The sequence below is a fragment of the Pueribacillus theae genome, assembly GCF_003097615.1.
Taxonomy (GTDB): Bacteria; Bacillota; Bacilli; order Bacillales; family UBA6769; genus Pueribacillus; species Pueribacillus theae.
In genome coordinates, this window is the sequence record NZ_QCZG01000021.1 from 50347 (window position 1) to 67187 (window position 16841).

General features: G+C 42.8%; 17 protein-coding genes. 15 read left to right on the forward strand and 2 right to left on the reverse strand.

Annotation, left to right across the window (positions count from 1 at the left end):
• Positions 1-4 precede the first annotated feature (4 nt).
• The 9 genes from DCC39_RS10970 to DCC39_RS11010 all read left to right on the forward strand — a co-directional run bounded on the left by DCC39_RS10970 (position 5) and on the right by DCC39_RS11010 (position 9495).
• Positions 5-784: an ABC transporter ATP-binding protein gene (locus tag DCC39_RS10970; RefSeq protein WP_116554945.1), complete on the forward strand. Its 780-nt coding sequence runs from the start codon at positions 5-7 to the stop codon at positions 782-784.
• Between the two features lie 27 nt (positions 785-811).
• On the forward strand, positions 812-1915 hold the full coding sequence (locus DCC39_RS10975) for an ABC transporter substrate-binding protein (protein WP_240613607.1): 1104 nt from the start codon (positions 812-814) through the stop codon (positions 1913-1915).
• A 198-nt stretch (positions 1916-2113) separates the two neighbouring features.
• Positions 2114-2896, forward strand: a complete 783-nt coding sequence (locus tag DCC39_RS10980; protein WP_116554962.1) for an aldo/keto reductase — start codon at positions 2114-2116, stop codon at positions 2894-2896.
• A gap of 15 nt (positions 2897-2911) precedes the next feature.
• On the forward strand, positions 2912-4081 hold the full coding sequence (locus DCC39_RS10985; protein WP_116554946.1) for an acyl-CoA dehydrogenase family protein: 1170 nt from the start codon (positions 2912-2914) through the stop codon (positions 4079-4081).
• 119 nt (positions 4082-4200) lie between these two features.
• Positions 4201-5187, forward strand: a complete 987-nt coding sequence (locus DCC39_RS10990) for an NADPH:quinone oxidoreductase family protein (RefSeq protein WP_116554947.1) — start codon at positions 4201-4203, stop codon at positions 5185-5187.
• A gap of 221 nt (positions 5188-5408) precedes the next feature.
• Positions 5409-5921 carry a PaaI family thioesterase gene (locus DCC39_RS10995; protein WP_116554948.1) on the forward strand — a complete coding sequence of 171 codons (513 nt, stop codon included), beginning with the start codon at positions 5409-5411 and terminating at the stop codon, positions 5919-5921.
• An 82-nt stretch (positions 5922-6003) separates the two neighbouring features.
• Positions 6004-7191, forward strand: a complete 1188-nt coding sequence (locus DCC39_RS11000) for an acyl-CoA dehydrogenase (RefSeq protein WP_116554949.1) — start codon at positions 6004-6006, stop codon at positions 7189-7191.
• A 13-nt stretch (positions 7192-7204) separates the two neighbouring features.
• Positions 7205-8335 carry an acyl-CoA dehydrogenase family protein gene (locus DCC39_RS11005; RefSeq protein ID WP_116554950.1) on the forward strand — a complete coding sequence of 377 codons (1131 nt, stop codon included), beginning with the start codon at positions 7205-7207 and terminating at the stop codon, positions 8333-8335.
• Between the two features lie 104 nt (positions 8336-8439).
• Positions 8440-9495 (forward strand): zinc-binding metallopeptidase family protein, encoded by a 1056-nt coding sequence (locus DCC39_RS11010; protein WP_240613608.1) that lies wholly within the window; start codon positions 8440-8442, stop codon positions 9493-9495.
• A gap of 50 nt (positions 9496-9545) precedes the next feature.
• Here DCC39_RS11010 and DCC39_RS11015 read toward each other — a convergent pair whose 3' ends face one another.
• On the reverse strand, positions 9546-9803 hold the full coding sequence (locus DCC39_RS11015; RefSeq protein WP_116554951.1) for a hypothetical protein: 258 nt from the start codon (positions 9801-9803) through the stop codon (positions 9546-9548).
• A gap of 184 nt (positions 9804-9987) precedes the next feature.
• Here DCC39_RS11015 and DCC39_RS11020 point away from each other — a divergent pair, with 184 nt between their 5' ends.
• The 6 genes from DCC39_RS11020 to DCC39_RS11045 all read left to right on the forward strand — a co-directional run bounded on the left by DCC39_RS11020 (position 9988) and on the right by DCC39_RS11045 (position 15786).
• Positions 9988-10743, forward strand: coding sequence for an SDR family oxidoreductase (locus DCC39_RS11020; protein ID WP_116554952.1), 756 nt, complete (start codon positions 9988-9990; stop codon positions 10741-10743).
• Positions 10744-10834: 91 nt separating this feature from the next.
• A complete protein-coding gene (locus DCC39_RS11025) occupies positions 10835-11827 on the forward strand; it encodes an NAD(P)H-quinone oxidoreductase (RefSeq protein ID WP_116554953.1) in 993 nt (330 codons plus the stop codon).
• A 180-nt stretch (positions 11828-12007) separates the two neighbouring features.
• Positions 12008-13258, forward strand: a complete 1251-nt coding sequence (ilvA, locus tag DCC39_RS11030) for a threonine ammonia-lyase IlvA (RefSeq protein ID WP_205948499.1) — start codon at positions 12008-12010, stop codon at positions 13256-13258.
• Between the two features lie 321 nt (positions 13259-13579).
• Positions 13580-13975, forward strand: a complete 396-nt coding sequence (gene crcB, locus DCC39_RS11035; RefSeq protein ID WP_116554955.1) for a fluoride efflux transporter CrcB — start codon at positions 13580-13582, stop codon at positions 13973-13975.
• On the forward strand, positions 13972-14379 hold the full coding sequence (locus tag DCC39_RS11040) for a fluoride efflux transporter FluC (protein ID WP_240613609.1): 408 nt from the start codon (positions 13972-13974) through the stop codon (positions 14377-14379). Before crcB ends, DCC39_RS11040 begins: the two co-directional genes overlap by 4 nt.
• A gap of 45 nt (positions 14380-14424) precedes the next feature.
• A complete protein-coding gene (locus DCC39_RS11045; protein WP_116554956.1) occupies positions 14425-15786 on the forward strand; it encodes an aspartate kinase in 1362 nt (453 codons plus the stop codon).
• A 58-nt stretch (positions 15787-15844) separates the two neighbouring features.
• On the opposite strand, the gene DCC39_RS11050 is transcribed toward DCC39_RS11045, so the two are convergent.
• Entirely contained in the window at positions 15845-16498 is a 654-nt protein-coding gene (locus tag DCC39_RS11050; RefSeq protein WP_240613610.1) for a protein kinase domain-containing protein, read from the reverse strand.
• Positions 16499-16841 lie beyond the last annotated feature (343 nt).

Here is a 16841-nt window from a genome sequence, read left to right on the forward strand (position 1 = left end):
AAGGATGGAACATGAAACGAAAATCGTCATGGATGATTTAACGAAAGTTTTTTATAAAAAAGGAAACAGTATCACAGCTATAAAAAATATTACGGCTGACGTTAAAGACGGTGAGTTTGTTTGCCTTATCGGCCCATCAGGCTGCGGAAAAACAACGCTTTTGAAAATTTTAGCTGGACTTGAAAAACCAAGCTCAGGCGAGTATACCATTGTTCAGTCTGATAAGGAGAGGCCTTTGCAATCAATGGTTTTTCAAGAAAAAGGGGTTATTCCTTGGTTAACGGTCGAGGAAAATGTTGCATTTGGGCTTACGATGCGCCATTTGCCAAAATCGTATGTCGCGGAACGCACGGAATATTTTATAGAAAAGGTAGGGCTAAGGGATTTTTCAAAACGGTATCCGAAAGAGTTGTCGGGCGGAATGAAGCAAAGGGTCAGCATCGCGAGAGCATTCGCCAACGATCCGGAAATTTTGCTGATGGATGAGCCGTTTGCAGCGTTGGATGAACAGAATAAATATCTTTTGCAAGAGGAGCTGCTAAACATTTGGACGGAGACGAAAAAAACAGTCTTGTTTATTACACATAGTATCGATGAAGCACTTTTACTTAGCGATCGTATTCTTTTAATGAGTTCACAGCCTGGAAAAATCGTTGCCGATAAACAAATCACGTTCCCTCGGCCAAGGAGTGTCGAAGAAATTCGATCTAACCCCGATGTAGCGGAACAGTTCGTTGAAATTTGGCAGCATTTGCAGACAGAAGTCCAAAAGGCAAGGGCTTAATTTAAGCGGGAAAGGGTGTTTTGGTAAATGAAAGGGAAAATGAGCAAGTGTTTCGCTCTTTTCATGTTTTTCTTACTGGCCGTTATTGCTGGTTGTTCGAACAGTGGGGGCGCACCGGCTGCGGAGGAACCCGAGCAAAAGGAGAAGCAGCCGGCAAGTAAAGCAGGGGATTTGGAGCCGCTTGAGAAAAAAACAAAAGTCGTCATTGCTGAAGACGGCGCTGCATCAGGGGCCGGTTTCTATATCGCGAAGGAAAAAGGATATTTTGCTGATTACAACATAGAAGTTGAATTTGCGACATTTGCGAACTCGGATGATATGCTGCCGGCAGTTGCGGCTGGAAAAGTTGATGTGGCAGGCGGAGTATCGACCGCGGCATTTTTTAACTCCATTGCGCAGGGCATCGATGTAAGAATGATCGCGGACAAAGGCCATAACAATCCGGGCAAGTCTTATTTTTCATTCGTCATTGCAAAGGATTTGGAAGATGAAATGAAGGGCTACGAAGATTTTAAAGGAAAAAAAATCGCCGTCTCAACAAAGAATGGAGTAGACGATTATATCTTTGAACAAATGCTTGCACATGGCGGGTTGACAAGAGATGATGTTGAATTTGTCCTTATGGCTGACTTTGGAAACATGCTCGCGGCAATCGGAAACGGTTCGATAGATGCCGCGCTTCAAATTGAGCCGTTGTTGACACAGGGAATCTCGCAAAACGTTCATGTCAAGTTCGGTGATGCAACAGACTACGCTCCGGAAGCACAAATTGCGATGGTGCTTTCATCTCCGAAGTTTTTAGAGGACGAAGAGGAAGTGGCACTTCGCTTTATGGCCGCATATTTGAAAGGTGTGCGAGATTACAACGATGCTTTCGTAAAGGGAAAAGGCGATCTCGATGAGATCATTGACATTATGACGAAACATACGTCATTGAAAGATAAAGAAGTATGGAAAAAGGTCAATGTGACAGGTCTTGATCCAAATGGAAGAATGTTTATCGAAGATATTAAAAATCAATACAACGTATACAAACAAAACGGTGCGATAAAAGGCGAATTGAATTTCGAAGACGCAATTGATACGTCAATAACGGAAAAAGCTGTTGAAATTCTTGGGGAATACGAATAAGAAGCCAGATTGGTCTAAATTTTCGAATGAGGAAATTTAGACTTTCTTTAATAAAGGGAGAAGGCATTCGCGTGAGAGAGTGAATGTCTTCTGCTTTGCGTTGCAAACCGAACTATATTACGATGTTAGTAGTGAAAAAGCGAGGAGGTTTGGGAAGTGAATATAAAGGATGTTGCGACACTACATAACGGGGTAAAAATGCCTTATCTTGGTTTGGGCGTCTATCAGGTAAACGAGGGCGAGGAAGTGGAAAATGCGGTGAAAACAGCTCTTTCATACGGGTACCGAAGCATTGATACGGCTGCTTTTTACGGAAATGAGCAAGGAGTCGGAAGAGCTGTCTCCGAATCAGGCATCCCGAGAGAAAAGATATTTGTCACGACAAAAGTATGGAACGATGCGCAAGGCTATGAATCTACATTAGCCGCATTTGAACAAAGCAGGAAAAACCTTGGCTTTGACTATATTGACTTGTATTTGATTCATTGGCCTGTAAAAGGGAAATATAAAGAGACATGGAAAGCGCTTGAAAAGCTTTACAAGGATGGTATGGTACGGGCAATCGGCGTTAGTAACTTTCAAATCCATCATCTTGAAGATCTAATGGCTGATTGCAGCATTAAGCCAATGGTTAACCAAGTTGAGCTCCATCCAATGCTCACTCAAAAAGAACTTCTTCATTATTGTAAAAAGCAAAACATTCAAGTCGAGGCATGGAGGCCGTTGATGAGAGGTGAAAACTTTGATCACCCGACACTGGCTGGGCTTGCAGAAAAATATAATAAAACAGTCGCACAAATTATTTTGCGGTGGAATATACAGCTTCAAATTGTGACAATTCCGAAGTCGGTAACCGATCATCGGATGAAAGAAAACGCTAATATTTTTGATTTTGAATTAACCGAGCAAGACATCGCGGAAATTGATGCGATGAATAAAAATAAGCGGCTTGGAGCTGACCCGGACAATTTTAACTTTTAACAAGGATGTGGAACAATGCCGGTACTCGAAGAAATTTTTATAAAAACGGAAAAACAAAAACAAATCTACGAAAAGTTAGACCAACTTGAAAACACATTTAAAGAGCGTGGGGCAGAAGTAGACAAAGAAGGCTCATTTCCTTTTGAAAATATTAATGATTTAAAAAAGATTGGATATCCGGGCCTAACGGTTCCTAAAGAATATGGCGGTGGGGACATTTCACTTTATGACCTCGTTCTGTTTCAAGAGAAGCTTGCACAAGCTGATGGTTCGACAGCACTTGGGCTAGGGTGGTCCCTTGGAGTAATGATGGACTTGAATGAACGCAGGCCATGGAAAGAGGAAGTTTTCGCTGAAGTTTGCAGAAATGTAGTAAAAACAGGTGCTCTTTTGAACCGCGCCGCAACAGAGCCGAAAACGGGAAGTCCGACAAGAGGCGGCAAACCGGAGACTACCGCTGTTAAGAAAGACGGAGCTTGGCTAATTACTGGGAGAAAAACATTTACAACAATGTCACCAGTCTTAAATTACTTCCTTGTAGCAGCAACAGTTGATGGAAGTGATGAAGTTGGTGAATTTCTGATTCCGAGGGATACTGACGGGGTAATGATTGTAGAAACTTGGGATTCCGTTGCCATGAGAGGGAGCGGAAGCCATGATTTAATTTTAAACGATGCTGCAGTTCCTGAAGACTATCTTGTTGAAGAAAATCGCAATAAACGGAAAGTGAAGGCAAGCGGCTGGCTCCTTCACATCCCGGCTTGCTATCTTGGCATTGCGCTAGCTGCAAGAAATGAAGCTCTCCGGTTTGCGACGAGTTACAGTCCGAACAGCATTACGGGAACAATCAGTGAGATACCGAATGTCAAACGGCAAATCGGCGAAATTGAGCTGAAATTAAGCCAAGCACGCCAATTGCTCTATGCAGCCGCACAAAAATGGGATGAAGATCCAGAGAAGCGCGACCGGATGGCGCCGCAGCTGCAAGTGGCAAAATATATCGCAACGAATAGTGCCGTAGATATTGTTGATCAAGCGATGCGCATTGTCGGAGCAAGAAGTTTGTCACAATCAAGCCCGATGCAGCGCTATTACAGAGATGTCCGCGCGGGGCTGCATAATCCTCCAATGGATGATATGGTCATTGCGTCATTAGCGGATGCAGCCATTCAATCGTTTAAATAAAGTCCGTTCCGTCAGCAATCCATAGATGACGGAAGTCTTGTTTTATTCTGAAATTTTCATTTACTATTTTTTCAAATATTGATAGAGTAAAAGGGAGAATACTAAGGGGGTAGTTAACAATGAGAGCATGGCAAGTCACACAATTGGCAGATCCCGAGGAAGCGCTTCAAATTGTTGAGGTTGAAAAGCCGGCCATTTCAAAAGGGCAAGTGCTTATCAAAGTGGAAGCTTCTGCGCTTAACTTCTTTGATATTTTGCTGTGTCAGGGGAAATATCAGGAAAAGCCGGCCCTTCCATTTACGCCAGGGGCTGAAATTTCAGGAACAATCGTAGAGACTCCAGAAGGAAGCAACCTCAAAGTAGGACAGCGTGTCATTACACAACCAAAACTTCCGAACGGAGGTTTTGCCGAATACGTGGCTGTAGATGAAGACACCGTCTATGAAATTTCAGATTCGATGACTTGGAATGAAGCGGCTGCTATGTTCGTCACGTACCATACTACATATTACGCATTGCATTATCGCGCCCAATTGAAGGAAGGCGAAGTTCTGCTAGTTCATGCGGGAGCGGGCGGCGTTGGCTCGTCAGCAATACAACTTGGCAAGGCAGCAGGTGCAAAGGTGATCGCAACTGCCGGAGGGCCAGAAAAAACAAACGTCTGCCGTGAGCTCGGCGCTGATGTTGTAATTGATTACTTGAAAGAAGACTTTATAGATATTGTCAAAAAAGAAACAAATGGACGGGGTGCCGATGTCATTTACGATCCGGTCGGCGGCGATACGTTCGACAAGTCGCGAAAATGTATTGCATTTGACGGAAGGCTTCTCGTCATTGGATTTGCAGGCGGACGAATTCCGGAAGCCCCGGCAAACCATGCGCTTGTGAAAAACTATTCGATTGTCGGTGTGCATTGGGGGCTATTCAGAAAGCTGTATCCAGAAGGCGTGAAAGAGAATCACAAAAAGCTTATCGAGCTCTATGAGGAAGGGAAGATAAAACCGCTTATTTACCGCGAATTTGCTTTCGAGAAGTTGCCGGAAGCATTGAATATGCTTGGCAGCCGCAAAACTTGGGGCAAGTTGGTTTTGAAGCCTTCGCAATAACTCCAACCCTCCTTTAAACCGGAGGGATTTTATTTTGAGCTTTCAAAATAAATATTTCTAAAAAACTTTTTGAAAGTTTTTAGATAATTTTGTATACTATAACCAAGTTTATAAAAAGGCCTGCCTCGTTAGTTTTTTAGCAGAAACAGCTAAATAATTATAGCAAAAAAACAGTTAAGCATCGTTGTTTGGTTTGATTTAAGATAGAAGGGAAGAAAAATATGGGAATAGTGATGGGGACATACGAAGATAGAAACCATTTGAAGGAGATGATCGATCGGTTTTCACCAGAACAATTAGAAAGCCTTTATCATTATATGGCTATTCTTGATAAAGGGTTTTCAGGAAAAAGCGGGCCAGAAGGAAAAGTCATTAGAGGCTTCTTCAATATGAGTTTAGAGAAAAAAAGTGAGAGATCCACGATCTCGATTCTTCCTATTCGTTGGGAAATGTACAACGGTATTGGCATCATTCACGGTGGGGTCACAGCGACATTTATTGATAATGCCATGGGGAGAACACTCTACATATGCTATCCCGGCGAATTGACGCGACAAGTGACAGTTGATTTGAATATTCATTATTTAAAAGGTGGAACAGGGGAAAAACTAATTGCTGAAACCGAATTAATACAAATGGGCAGAAGCCTTGCCGTGTTGGAATGCGCCGTCCGCGATGAAGACGGTGACCTTGTCGCAAAGGCAACAGGAACATTTAGAGTTTGGCCAAAATAGGAAACCATTCGCTACATCATCATCAATATTGAATGCGGTGTTGTATAGTAGTTTGAAATATTAAAAAATGAGGTGAAGTGCAGTGGATTTATCTTTTACACCAGAACAGGAAGCGTACCGGGCGCGTGCACGGGAATGGCTGCTTGAAAATATTCCAAAAGGTTGGGGAACCCCAGAATTTGAAATGCCGAGAACAGAAGAAGAAATGGGCAAATTTAAACGGGAATGGGACCGGAAGCTGTATGAAGGCGGCTATGCAGGAATTTCATGGCCGAAGGAATACGGCGGCCAAGGATTAACCCATGTGGAAGAAATTATTTTCGATGAAGAAGCTGGAAAATTAAATGCGCCCTCTGGAGTGAATGTGCTAGGAAAATTGCTCCTAGGCCCAACGTTGCTTCAATTTGGTTCAGAAGAGCAAAAGAAACGATTTCTGCCTCCGCTTCTGCGCGGCGACGAAGTGTGGTGCCAAGGTTTTTCAGAACCAAATGCAGGTTCCGACCTGGCGGCGCTGCAGACAAGGGCTGAACTGGATGGCGATGAGTGGGTTATCAATGGACAGAAAGTGTGGACAAGCTACGCCCATCATTCTGATTGGTGTTTCGTATTGGCCCGTACCGATCAGGAGGCGCCAAAACATAAGGGAATCTCATTCTTTCTTGTGCCGATGGACAGCCCGGGTGTATCCGTCCGTCCGCTCGTACAATTAAATGAAAATAGAGACTTCAACGAAGTCTTTTTTGATAATGTGAGAATTCCAAAGGAAAATGTTGTTGGAGGCGTGAACAACGGTTGGAAAGTTGCAATGGGCACACTTGGATTTGAGCGCGGCACTCTCGCACTTGGCAGACAAGTCCGTTTCCAAAATGAATTCAATGAATTGGTAAAGCTTGCTAGTGAAAAACGCCTGGCAGATGGCACTTTAGCAATCGATAATCCATATTACAGGCAGAAAATGGTTGAAGTTTTTAACGAAATAAAAATATTGCGTTTTCACGGTTTAAAAACAATTAGCCAACTTTTAAATGAAGGAAAACTTGGGCCAGAATCTTCCCTTCAAAAGTTGTTTTGGACGACAATGCATGTGGAACTCGGTGAGGTTGCCATGGAAGTGCTCGGTGAAGAGGCTCCTTACTGGGGAGTAGAGAGTGTTGGACGTGGAAAAATGCAAGATATTTACTATACTTCTCGCGGTGCGACCATTTATGCCGGCTCTACACAAATACAAAAAAATATCATTGCCGAGATGATTCTTGGCATGCCTAAGTGAGGTGAGGCTTACCATGTTTTTTGGATTTACAGAAGAAGAAAAAATGGTGCAAAAAAGTGTCAGAAACATGTTGGAGAAACATTGTCAAACAGAAGATGTGCGGAAATTTATGGAGGAACAAACGGTTTCCAATAAAATAAAAGAATTATTTGGAAACCAAGGCCTTTTAGGCATTCTTGAACCGAATGGCGAAGAGGTTACAGGCGTAACGTATGCCATCCTTATCGCCCAAGAAGCTGGCCGCGCGCTGCTGCCATATCCTCTTCTTGAAAATGTAGCAGGGTTATATGCGCTCAAAACGTGCAAACAGCACGGGGATCTCATTGAAAAGGTTGAAGCTGGGAACGAAATGCTTACAATTGCTTGGCGTCCGGAAAGTGCGGAAGCATTTGCTACGGAAGACGGGTACTCGCTTTCCGGTAAATTATGTGAAGTCCCTTTTGCGGCGGATGCTGATCAAATTATCGCTTCAGTTAGAATTTCAGGCAAAGGAAATACGCCGCAGGAAGAAGAAACAGTCGTAGTCATAAGCAAGGACCATCCTTCAGTAAGCTTGAGAAAACTGCCGGGAACAGACGAAACATACCCAATCTATGATGTGGCGATAAATAATTATCCCCTGTCAAACGCTAATATTGTAAAGGGAATCGGAATGGGAACAGGCCATCAGTTAATGAATAAAGTAAAACAGCTTGGAGCACTTCTCGCGGCTTCCGAAATGGTTGGGAGTTCAGAGAGAGCGTTGTATGACACGGTCGAATATACGAAGGAACGCAAGCAATTTGGTGTTGTTATCGCGAAGTTCCAAGCGCTAAAGCATATGGCGGCCGAAATGTACTTAAAAGTGGAAAGCGCGAAGTCTGCAGTCGAATACGCTGCTTGGGCGCTTGAAAGCGGAGATCCTGAAGCGGAATTAAGTGTCTCGATCGCAAAATCTTATGCGTCCTCTGCCGCTAAAAAAGTGACAGGAGATGCGATTCAAATGCAAGGCGGAATCGGCTTTACATGGGAAAATGATATGCATCTATTCTTTAAACGGGCAACAAGAACTGCATTCCTGTACGGAGATTCGTATACACATAACGAAAAAATCGCGAAGGCTGCAATTGATGCGATAGCTGGTGCATCTTCCGCCGCAAAGTAAAATGATAAATGAAAGCTTGCCTTATCTCGGGGCAAGCTTTCAATTGTTATTCCGATAGGTAAATTTGATATAATCGGACGAAAAGGATTTGAGGAGGTTCCCGATTGGAAAACGAATCGAAACAATTTTTGCTTGAATTGCTAAGCACCCCGTCGCCTTCAGGATTTGAAATGGACATTCAGAAAAAATGGATCAATTATGTCAAGCCGTTTGCAGATCACATTCAAACCGACTATGCGGGAAACGCGATTGCGTCAGTTAATCCTGATGCGGATTTTAAAATTTTGTTAGCCGGCCATTGTGACGAGATTGGGTTTCTCGTCAAAAGAATCGATGACAAAGGATTTATTTTTGTCGAAAAACTCGGCGGAATTAGCCATAAGCCGGCCATTGGGATGAAGGTAGAATTTCTCGGAGAGAAACGCATAACAGGGGTGGTTGGCGCGAATGCCGAGCACCATGGGGGGATCAAGGACGATTTTAAGTTTCATGACCTTTTTATTGATATCGGAGCGAAAAATAAATACGAAGCATCCGAGTACGTCAAAATTGGCGACGTTGCTGTTTATAAGCGAGAACCGGAACTTTTAATCAATGAGCGCATCTCAGGAAGAGGCCTTGATAACCGCACAGGTGCCTTTATCATCGCGGAAGTATTGAAACGGTTACATCCTCAACAGTTGAACGTTGGCGTATTTGCTGCAAGCACTGTAAATGAAGAGACCAATATGGGAGGCGCTTATTTTGCGGGTTCATCCGTCAAACCAACAATGGCCATTGCGGTTGATGTCACATTTGCCACTGATTATCCGAGTGTCAACAGGGCGAAGCATGGTGAAGTTGATTTGGAAAAAGGGCCAGTCCTAGCCAATGGAGCCCCGATCAACCGTAAAATCAATCGCTTGCTTGAACAAAGTGCGGAACGGCTCAATTTATCATTGCAATACGAATTGACGCCAAGGAAGACAGGCACTGATGCCGATCAATTGCGTTTAACTGGAAAAGGCGTGCCGATCGCTCTCGTATCCCTTCCATTAAGATATATGCACTCGCCTGTCGAAACAGCGAGCTTTCTCGACATGGAACAAGAGATCCAGCTCCTTGTCGATTTTATTACTCATTTAAAAGGTGATGAAAATGTAAAGCCGGTCGAACTATGAACTGCAATATAATAGCCCCCTTCAATTTTAAAGAGAGGGGGCGGAATTTTTTACCACCAAAACCATGGAAGGAAAGCTAATGTTCCAATGGCGCCTAAAGCAATGCCGGCACCAAAGCCCCAACCCCATCCCCAATAATAAGTTCCGGGTCCGTCGAGGCCAGGCCCCCCGTCAAATGGACGCAAATAAACATGTGTCCGATCAACTCGGTCGATGATTCCTCTATGAACCGTGCCGTCATGGCAAGTAATTTCTACTGGCACTCCGACGTTTTTGCAGCAGAGATTGTAATAATGGTCAGCTGACACGCATGTTCCTCCTTTCATACGCTTCAATAATTCATCGCACTAATAACATATGAAAACGGCTAGAAATCGTATAGGGAATAGCCAGTGGATAGACGTGGATTTTTCATTGGCGGAAAAATTGAAACAATTTGAAAACATATAGTTACAGCTGTAAAATAAGGAGAGGGACATCATTAAGCTGGGGGTGGACGGATTGGAGAATAAAGTAATTGTCATTACCGGAGCAAGCAGCGGAATTGGCGAAGCAACGGCTGTGGCTGCTGCAGCCAAAGGAGCAAAGGTTGTGCTGGCAGCGAGAAGAGAAGACAGGCTTGAAGAAATGGGAAAGCAAATCCGTGAAAAAGGCGGCGAGGCAATCAGTTTTAAGACAGATGTGTCTTCATTTGGCCAAGTAAAGGAGCTCGCTCATTTTGCAGTTTCTGAATTTGGGAAAATCGACGTCTGGGTGAATAATGCCGGCATTATGCCGCTGTCATTTTTAAATAAGTTAAAAGTAGATGAATGGGACCGTATGATTGATGTGAATATTAAAGGGGTGCTATATGGGATTGCCGCAGCCGTCCCCATCATGGAAAAGCAAAACAGCGGCCATATCATTAATGTTTCATCTGTTGCAGGGCATAGAGTTGGCTTTGGCAGCGCCGTTTACAGTGGGACGAAATTCGCCGTCCGTGCAATTACAGAAGGGCTTAGGCAAGAACTGTCCCCGACAGCTAATATTCGTGCAACAATCATCTCTCCTGGTGCTGTCAAGACAGAATTAAGGCAAACAATAACAGACGAAGATGCGTTACATATTTTGAAAAAACGGGCGGCCTCGACGAATGAAGTGCCGCTTGAATCAAAAAATATCGCAGACGCAATTATTTATGCCATTGAACAGCCTGAAGGAGTATCTGTCAATGAAATCATAATAAGGCCGACACTGCAAAGAACATAAGGCGGAAGTTCGCTATTTGAGTCCAGTGAAAGGTTGCCCTAAAATAAGAGAGAGATAATGAAACTTTGACAAAATGAAGGAGTGACTTTGCGTGAAGGCAGTTGTTATGAAAGAACCTGGAAATCCTGGCGTATTACATATCGGAGAAAGTGAAACACCTGAAATAAAAAGCGGCGAAGTTCTTATTCGGGTGAAAGCGACAGCATTGAATCGTGCCGATTTGTTGCAGCGAAAAGGAATGTACCCTCCGCCAAAAGGGGCATCGGATATTCTCGGGCTTGAAGCGGCAGGGGAAGTCGCTGAAGTCGGCCCGAATGTTACCCGATTAAAAAAGGGTGATCGCGTATGCGCATTGCTGCCTGGCGGTGGCTACGCAGAATTTGCCGCCATCCCGGCAGAGATGGCGATGATCATTCCGGAAAATTTAAGCTATGAAGAAGCGGCAGGCATCCCGGAAGTGTTTCTAACCGCTTATTCCAATTTATTTATCCTTGGCAGATTAAAGGCAGGAGATGATGTGCTCGTCCATGCAGGCGCGAGCGGTGTTGGAACAGCTGCGATTCAGCTCATAAGGGAGGCTGGCGCCCGGGTTATTGTAACGGCAGGGTCAGACGAAAAGATTGAGCGCTGCCTCGAACTGGGGGCTGCCGCAGGCTGGAATTACAATAACGGTCCCTTCCGGGAGTGGGTGAAGGAGCAAACAGAAGGGCGCGGCGTTGATATTATTCTTGATTTCGTTGGCGCCCCGTATTTCCAAGACAATCTTCGGTCACTTGCCGTGGACGGACGGTTAATCATTGTCGGGACAATGGGTGGCATCCACGTCGATAACTTAAATCTAGGTTTTATTTTACGGAGCAGGCTGCAAATTATCGGAACGGCGCTAAGGTCGAGATCGCCTGAAACAAAAATCGAATTTACAAAGTCTTTTGTTGATTTTGCGATGGAACGGTTTAAAGATGGAAGGCTCAAACCAATTATCGACAGCGTCTTCGACTGGAAAGATGCCGCAAAAGCGCATGAGTATATGGAATCCAATGCGAATATTGGAAAAATCATATTAAAAGTGACGGATAGCGAATAGCTTCTTTGTCGGCATTGTCCAAAACGGCAACGGTTTGGCGATGCCGGCTTTTTACTATGACCGTAGATATGTTAATATAAAAAGATACAAAAAGTTATCTGTTCGACTCCGTTTATATGAGCGAAGTCTTCTGTAAGATAAAGAGAGGAATCGACTATGAAGATAAAAGAAGGGACCAAAATGAGTAACAAAGTAAGTATCGAAGAAATCATTATCGCAAACCAAAAGCTGAAAGACGTCGTTACAAAAACGCCGCTGCAGCGAAATGATCTTCTCTCTAACAAATATGAGTGCGACTTATTCTTGAAGAGGGAGGATTTGCAAAAAGTCCGGTCATTTAAATTGAGAGGGGCATATCATTCTATCCAGAGCCTCTCCGAAGAGGAACGGGGAAAAGGAGTTGTCTGTGCAAGCGCCGGAAACCATGCCCAAGGCGTTGCCTATTCTTGCAAAGCGTTAAAAATACAAGGGAGAATCTTTATGCCTACAACAACACCGAGGCAAAAAGTTTCGCAAGTGAAGCTTTTTGGAGAGGAATATGTGGAAGTCATTCTTACCGGCGATACATTCGATGACTCTTACGAGAAAGCGATTCAGTATTGCAACGACCATGGCATGACATTTATTCATCCATTCGATGACAGCAGGACAATTGTTGGGCAAGGAACAGTCGGCATGGAAGTGATGAACGAAATCGGTCATCCTCCCGATTATGTCTTTATAAGCATCGGAGGCGGGGGGCTTGCCGCTGGGGTTGGCACGTATATAAAAAGCATTAATCCCGAGACGAAAATAATCGGTGTTGAACCTTTGGGAGCGCCTGGAATGAACCAATCGCTAATTGAAGACAAAGTTGTCCACCTTGATTCTATCGATAAATTTGTTGATGGAGCTGCCGTGCAGCAGGTCGGCAATTTAACATTTGAGATTTGCAAAGAAATTCTTGACGATATTGTCCTCGTTCCTGAAGGGAAAGTATGTACAACCATTCTCGAATTGTATAATGATAATGCAATCGTAGCTGAGCCAGCAGGCGCACTTCCAATTGCTGCACTTGACTTTTATAAAGATAAAATTAAAGGGAAAAATGTCGTATGCATTCTCTCAGGAGGAAACAACGATATCGGAAGAATGCAGGAAATTAAAGAAAAATCATTGATTTACGAAGGATTAAAGCATTATTTTATCGTGAACTTTCCGCAAAGGGCCGGAGCACTTAGGGAGTTTATGGAAGATGTTCTTGGGCCGCAGGATGATATCACACGGTTTGAATACACAAAGAAAAACAATCGTGAAAGCGGGCCGGCACTTGTTGGCATTGAACTAAAATGCAGGGAAGATTATGAACCGCTTATTTCAAGGCTAAAAGCAAAGGGCTTTCCGTATAAAGAAATAAATAACGATCAAAATTTGTTCCATTTATTAATTTGAACTTGAACGGTGAGAAGCTGCCCTATATGGTTGAAATTTGCTCTTTCGCAAAATTTCAACCAATCTCGCCTCTATCTCTAACCTTTTAAGAAAAGATAAATTGGCACGTCGCCAATTTAATTAAATCCAACTTCCAAGAAGGACGCGCCAGCGTTTTTCTTACAGAAATGGCATAGATGTAATCGTTAGGAAACCTTCAAGTGGAGGAGATTCATCTGTAAAAAATGCACAGAAAGTTGATGAACATTTCATATATATCGTAGAGTAATAAGTAGGCTTAGTAATCGTTAAGAAAATATAAGAAAGATAGGAATGTCATTTATGCCTGTTATGATCCTTGTTGGCATTGCTGGTGCAATAGGTGCTGTTCTTCGGTACGGCCTTAGTTTCCTTTTGATCACGTCAAGAGTAGGTTCGTTCCCCCAGGCAACGTTGGCGGCTAATTTGATAGGCTGTTTTTTACTTGCTTTTTTCACGGCGCGTTTCATGGGGAAAAGGGAGTTATCAGAAAAAATCAAAACAGCTGTCACAACCGGGCTTTTAGGCTCTTTTACTACATTTTCTACGTTTAGCGTTGAGACGATCTTGCTTTTTCAAAATAAGGGCATTGCTGCAGCCTTCGCTTATATTGCAATAAGCAGTGCAGGGGGCCTTTTATTGACGATCCTCGGCTTCTTTCTAGGCAAGCGTTTAGATGCAGAAGGAGGCAGGCCATGATAATGGATTATTTGCTCGTTGCGATTGGCGGCTGTTTTGGAGCGATTGCCCGTTTCCAAGTTACGAACACTTTAACAAAAAATTTTAAAGGGACGTTCCCGCATGCTACGTTGTTCATTAATTTGCTTGGTTCTTATGTACTTGGGCTTCTCGTCGGCTTTCAAATCTCGTCAACTGTCAATCTCTTAATCGGCATAGGTTTTCTAGGTGCTTTTACAACGTTTTCAACGATGAAGCTCGAATTGCTAAATTTGCTAAATGAAGGAAACTGGGTATATTTCACAAACTATTTTATTCTTACTTATCTTTTTGGGATCGCTCTTGCTTACGCAGGTTTTATGAGCGCTTCATTAATACATGATTTATTTTCACACTTTTCATTTGTTCATTTTATGTTAAAATAGATAATCAGTAAACACATGGACGGCTTAAGTCAAGGGGGAAAAAAAGTGAAAGTTTCAAAATTCGGAGGTTCATCTGTCGCAAGTGCGGAACAAATACGTAAAGTGTTCGATATTGTAACATCTGATGAAGAGCGGAGAATCGTTGTTGTATCAGCGCCTGGGAAACGCTTTTCTGATGATGTGAAGACGACGGATCTGCTAATTGCACTTGCTGAAAAATATTTGCAATATGGCGAAGCGCAAAAAGAATTGGAAGCTGTCATTGCGCGATACCGTGACATTGCCGATCAATTGGAATTGGAAGAAGATATTGTTGCTGAAATCGAGGAAGACTTTCAAGCACGCCTTCAGCTAAGTGATGACACGGAACGATTTCTCGACTGCATCAAAGCAGGAGGGGAAGATAATAATGCGAAGTTGATCGCACGTTATTTTCAAAGCTGCGGTGTAAAAGCAGAATATGTAAATCCAAAAGAAGCAGGATTGCTTGTCAGTGACGAAGTTGGGAATGCGCAAGTGCTTCAAGAGTCATATGATCATTTATATAGATTAAGAGAAAAAACGGGAATTGTAATCTTCCCAGGCTTTTTCGGTTATTCGCCGGAAGGGAATCTTGTCACGTTCCCGCGTGGCGGTTCAGATATTACCGGCGCCATTTTAGCCGCTGCTCTTAAAGCGGATTTGTACGAGAATTTCACAGATGTTGATTCGGTTTATGCGGTAAACCCAAATATCGTTGATCATCCGAAGGAAATTACGGAATTAACATATAAAGAAATGCGCGAGCTCTCATACGCAGGCTTTGGTGTCTTTCATGAAGAAGCTCTAGCTCCTGCATTCCGGGCAAAAATACCAGTCTGTGTAAAAAACACAAACAATCCAAAGGCGCCTGGAACGATGATCGTTGCGAAGAGAAGGACAAATGGCAATCCTGTCGTCGGTATCGCAAGCGACAACGGCTTTTTAAATATTTATGTTGAAAAATACTTAATGAACCGGGAAATTGGCTTTGGCAGAAAGCTGTTGCAAATCCTTGAAGAAGAAGGCCTTTCTTATGAGCATACGCCTTCAGGCATCGACAGCTTGAATGTCATCTTGCGTGCAAAGCAGCTTACGGAAGAAAAAGAAGCAAGGCTATTTGATCGGATTCAAACGGAACTTGAGCCAGATAAGGTAAAAATTGAGCGGAATATCGCATTGATTATGATTGTTGGCGAAGCCATGAACAAAACGATTGGGGTAGCCGCAAAAGCAGTGTCAGCGATCCAAAACGCAAATGTAAATATCGCAATGATTAACCAAGGTTCTTCTGAAGTAAGCATGATGTTTGGCGTAAAGGAATCCGATGTTGAAAATGCCGTTCGCTCCATTTATCAAGCCTTTTTTGAAAAAGCATATGTTAGTTAATCGGAATAGAACCTCTAAAGGCAGGATGGACACAACGTTCACCTGTCTTTTAACATTCTTAAAGGAATCCGTAAAAAAGTGCGAGAAAAGTGTTAAGTTTTTTTGTTCTAAATGAGTTTTTTTTCTTGTAGATACCCGCAATCAAATTCAAAATGAAAACAGGAATCTTTTTAGGAAAAAAAGCTTTCGTATAATAACGATAGAAAGCGTTTTTTAAATCATTCCACTGTTCACAAGCTTTCGTTTGTCTAAAGCGTGCAACGTCGATAATTTTAATCTCTTTTTTAGAGGTAATAAAAATATTTCGCAGATGGATGTCTGAAGGATTCAGCCCTTCTTGTTTGGCTAATTGTAGGGCATCATCAATTTCTCTAATTTTATCTTCAGAAATTGGGATGCCGCAGGTTAAGCAATCAAAAAGAGTGTGGCCATCTATATAATCTATGACCAAATAATTCGGTCCAGCTTCATGAAGTGTAGGGTAGTATTGAATATGCTGGATTTTCCTGTAAATCGCTGCTTCCTCTTTTGCAATGTGAATATGCTCTGGAAAAAAGACTTTCATTGCTTTCTTCGTATTTTTGATTCTAAATACAAAGGCGCTTCGCCCTTTTCCGATTAATCGGAGGGATTTGTCAAAATCAATAAGTGTTTGTTTCTTTTTTTCGCAATTTATGATGACGCTAGCTGCTAGAGTGTTGTAGTGAGGCAAAATGCAGTCTCCCTTCATGTTTGAAAGATAAAAGTGGCTAGAGAATATTGTGGAAGATCGATTTTTAAATAGAAAAAGACCTCGCCAAAAATAGGCAAGGTCTCGCAAACAACGTATATACGCTGCCAATAAAGCCGAGGAAAAAATCCTGTATTGACGACTTTACTGTATAGCTACTCCCCTTAACGGAAGGAAATCATAAAGTTCTTAAGGAAAAAATAGTTTGTTTTCATTATATTAACCGTTGCATAGATTGTCAAATAAAGGCTTTAATCAACAGCTCTGAGGAGTAAATTTTGAAACTTTGCTGTTTTATAGGGAATTTATAATTATCCACATATGG

Bases quoted from the DNA above. Each gene is read 5' to 3' on its own strand.
- DCC39_RS10970 (WP_116554945.1), top strand. From the start codon at position 5: ATGGAACATGAAACGAAAATCGTCATGGATGATTTAACGAAAGTTTTT.
- DCC39_RS10975 (WP_240613607.1), top strand. From the start codon at position 812: ATGAAAGGGAAAATGAGCAAGTGTTTCGCTCTTTTCATGTTTTTCTTA.
- DCC39_RS10980 (WP_116554962.1), top strand. From the start codon at position 2,114: ATGCCTTATCTTGGTTTGGGCGTCTATCAGGTAAACGAGGGCGAGGAA.
- DCC39_RS10985 (WP_116554946.1), top strand. From the start codon at position 2,912: ATGCCGGTACTCGAAGAAATTTTTATAAAAACGGAAAAACAAAAACAA.
- DCC39_RS10990 (WP_116554947.1), top strand. From the start codon at position 4,201: ATGAGAGCATGGCAAGTCACACAATTGGCAGATCCCGAGGAAGCGCTT.
- DCC39_RS10995 (WP_116554948.1), top strand. From the start codon at position 5,409: ATGGGAATAGTGATGGGGACATACGAAGATAGAAACCATTTGAAGGAG.
- DCC39_RS11005 (WP_116554950.1), top strand. From the start codon at position 7,205: ATGTTTTTTGGATTTACAGAAGAAGAAAAAATGGTGCAAAAAAGTGTC.
- ilvA (WP_205948499.1), top strand. From the start codon at position 12,008: ATGAGTAACAAAGTAAGTATCGAAGAAATCATTATCGCAAACCAAAAG.
- crcB (WP_116554955.1), top strand. From the start codon at position 13,580: ATGCCTGTTATGATCCTTGTTGGCATTGCTGGTGCAATAGGTGCTGTT.
- DCC39_RS11040 (WP_240613609.1), top strand. From the start codon at position 13,972: ATGATAATGGATTATTTGCTCGTTGCGATTGGCGGCTGTTTTGGAGCG.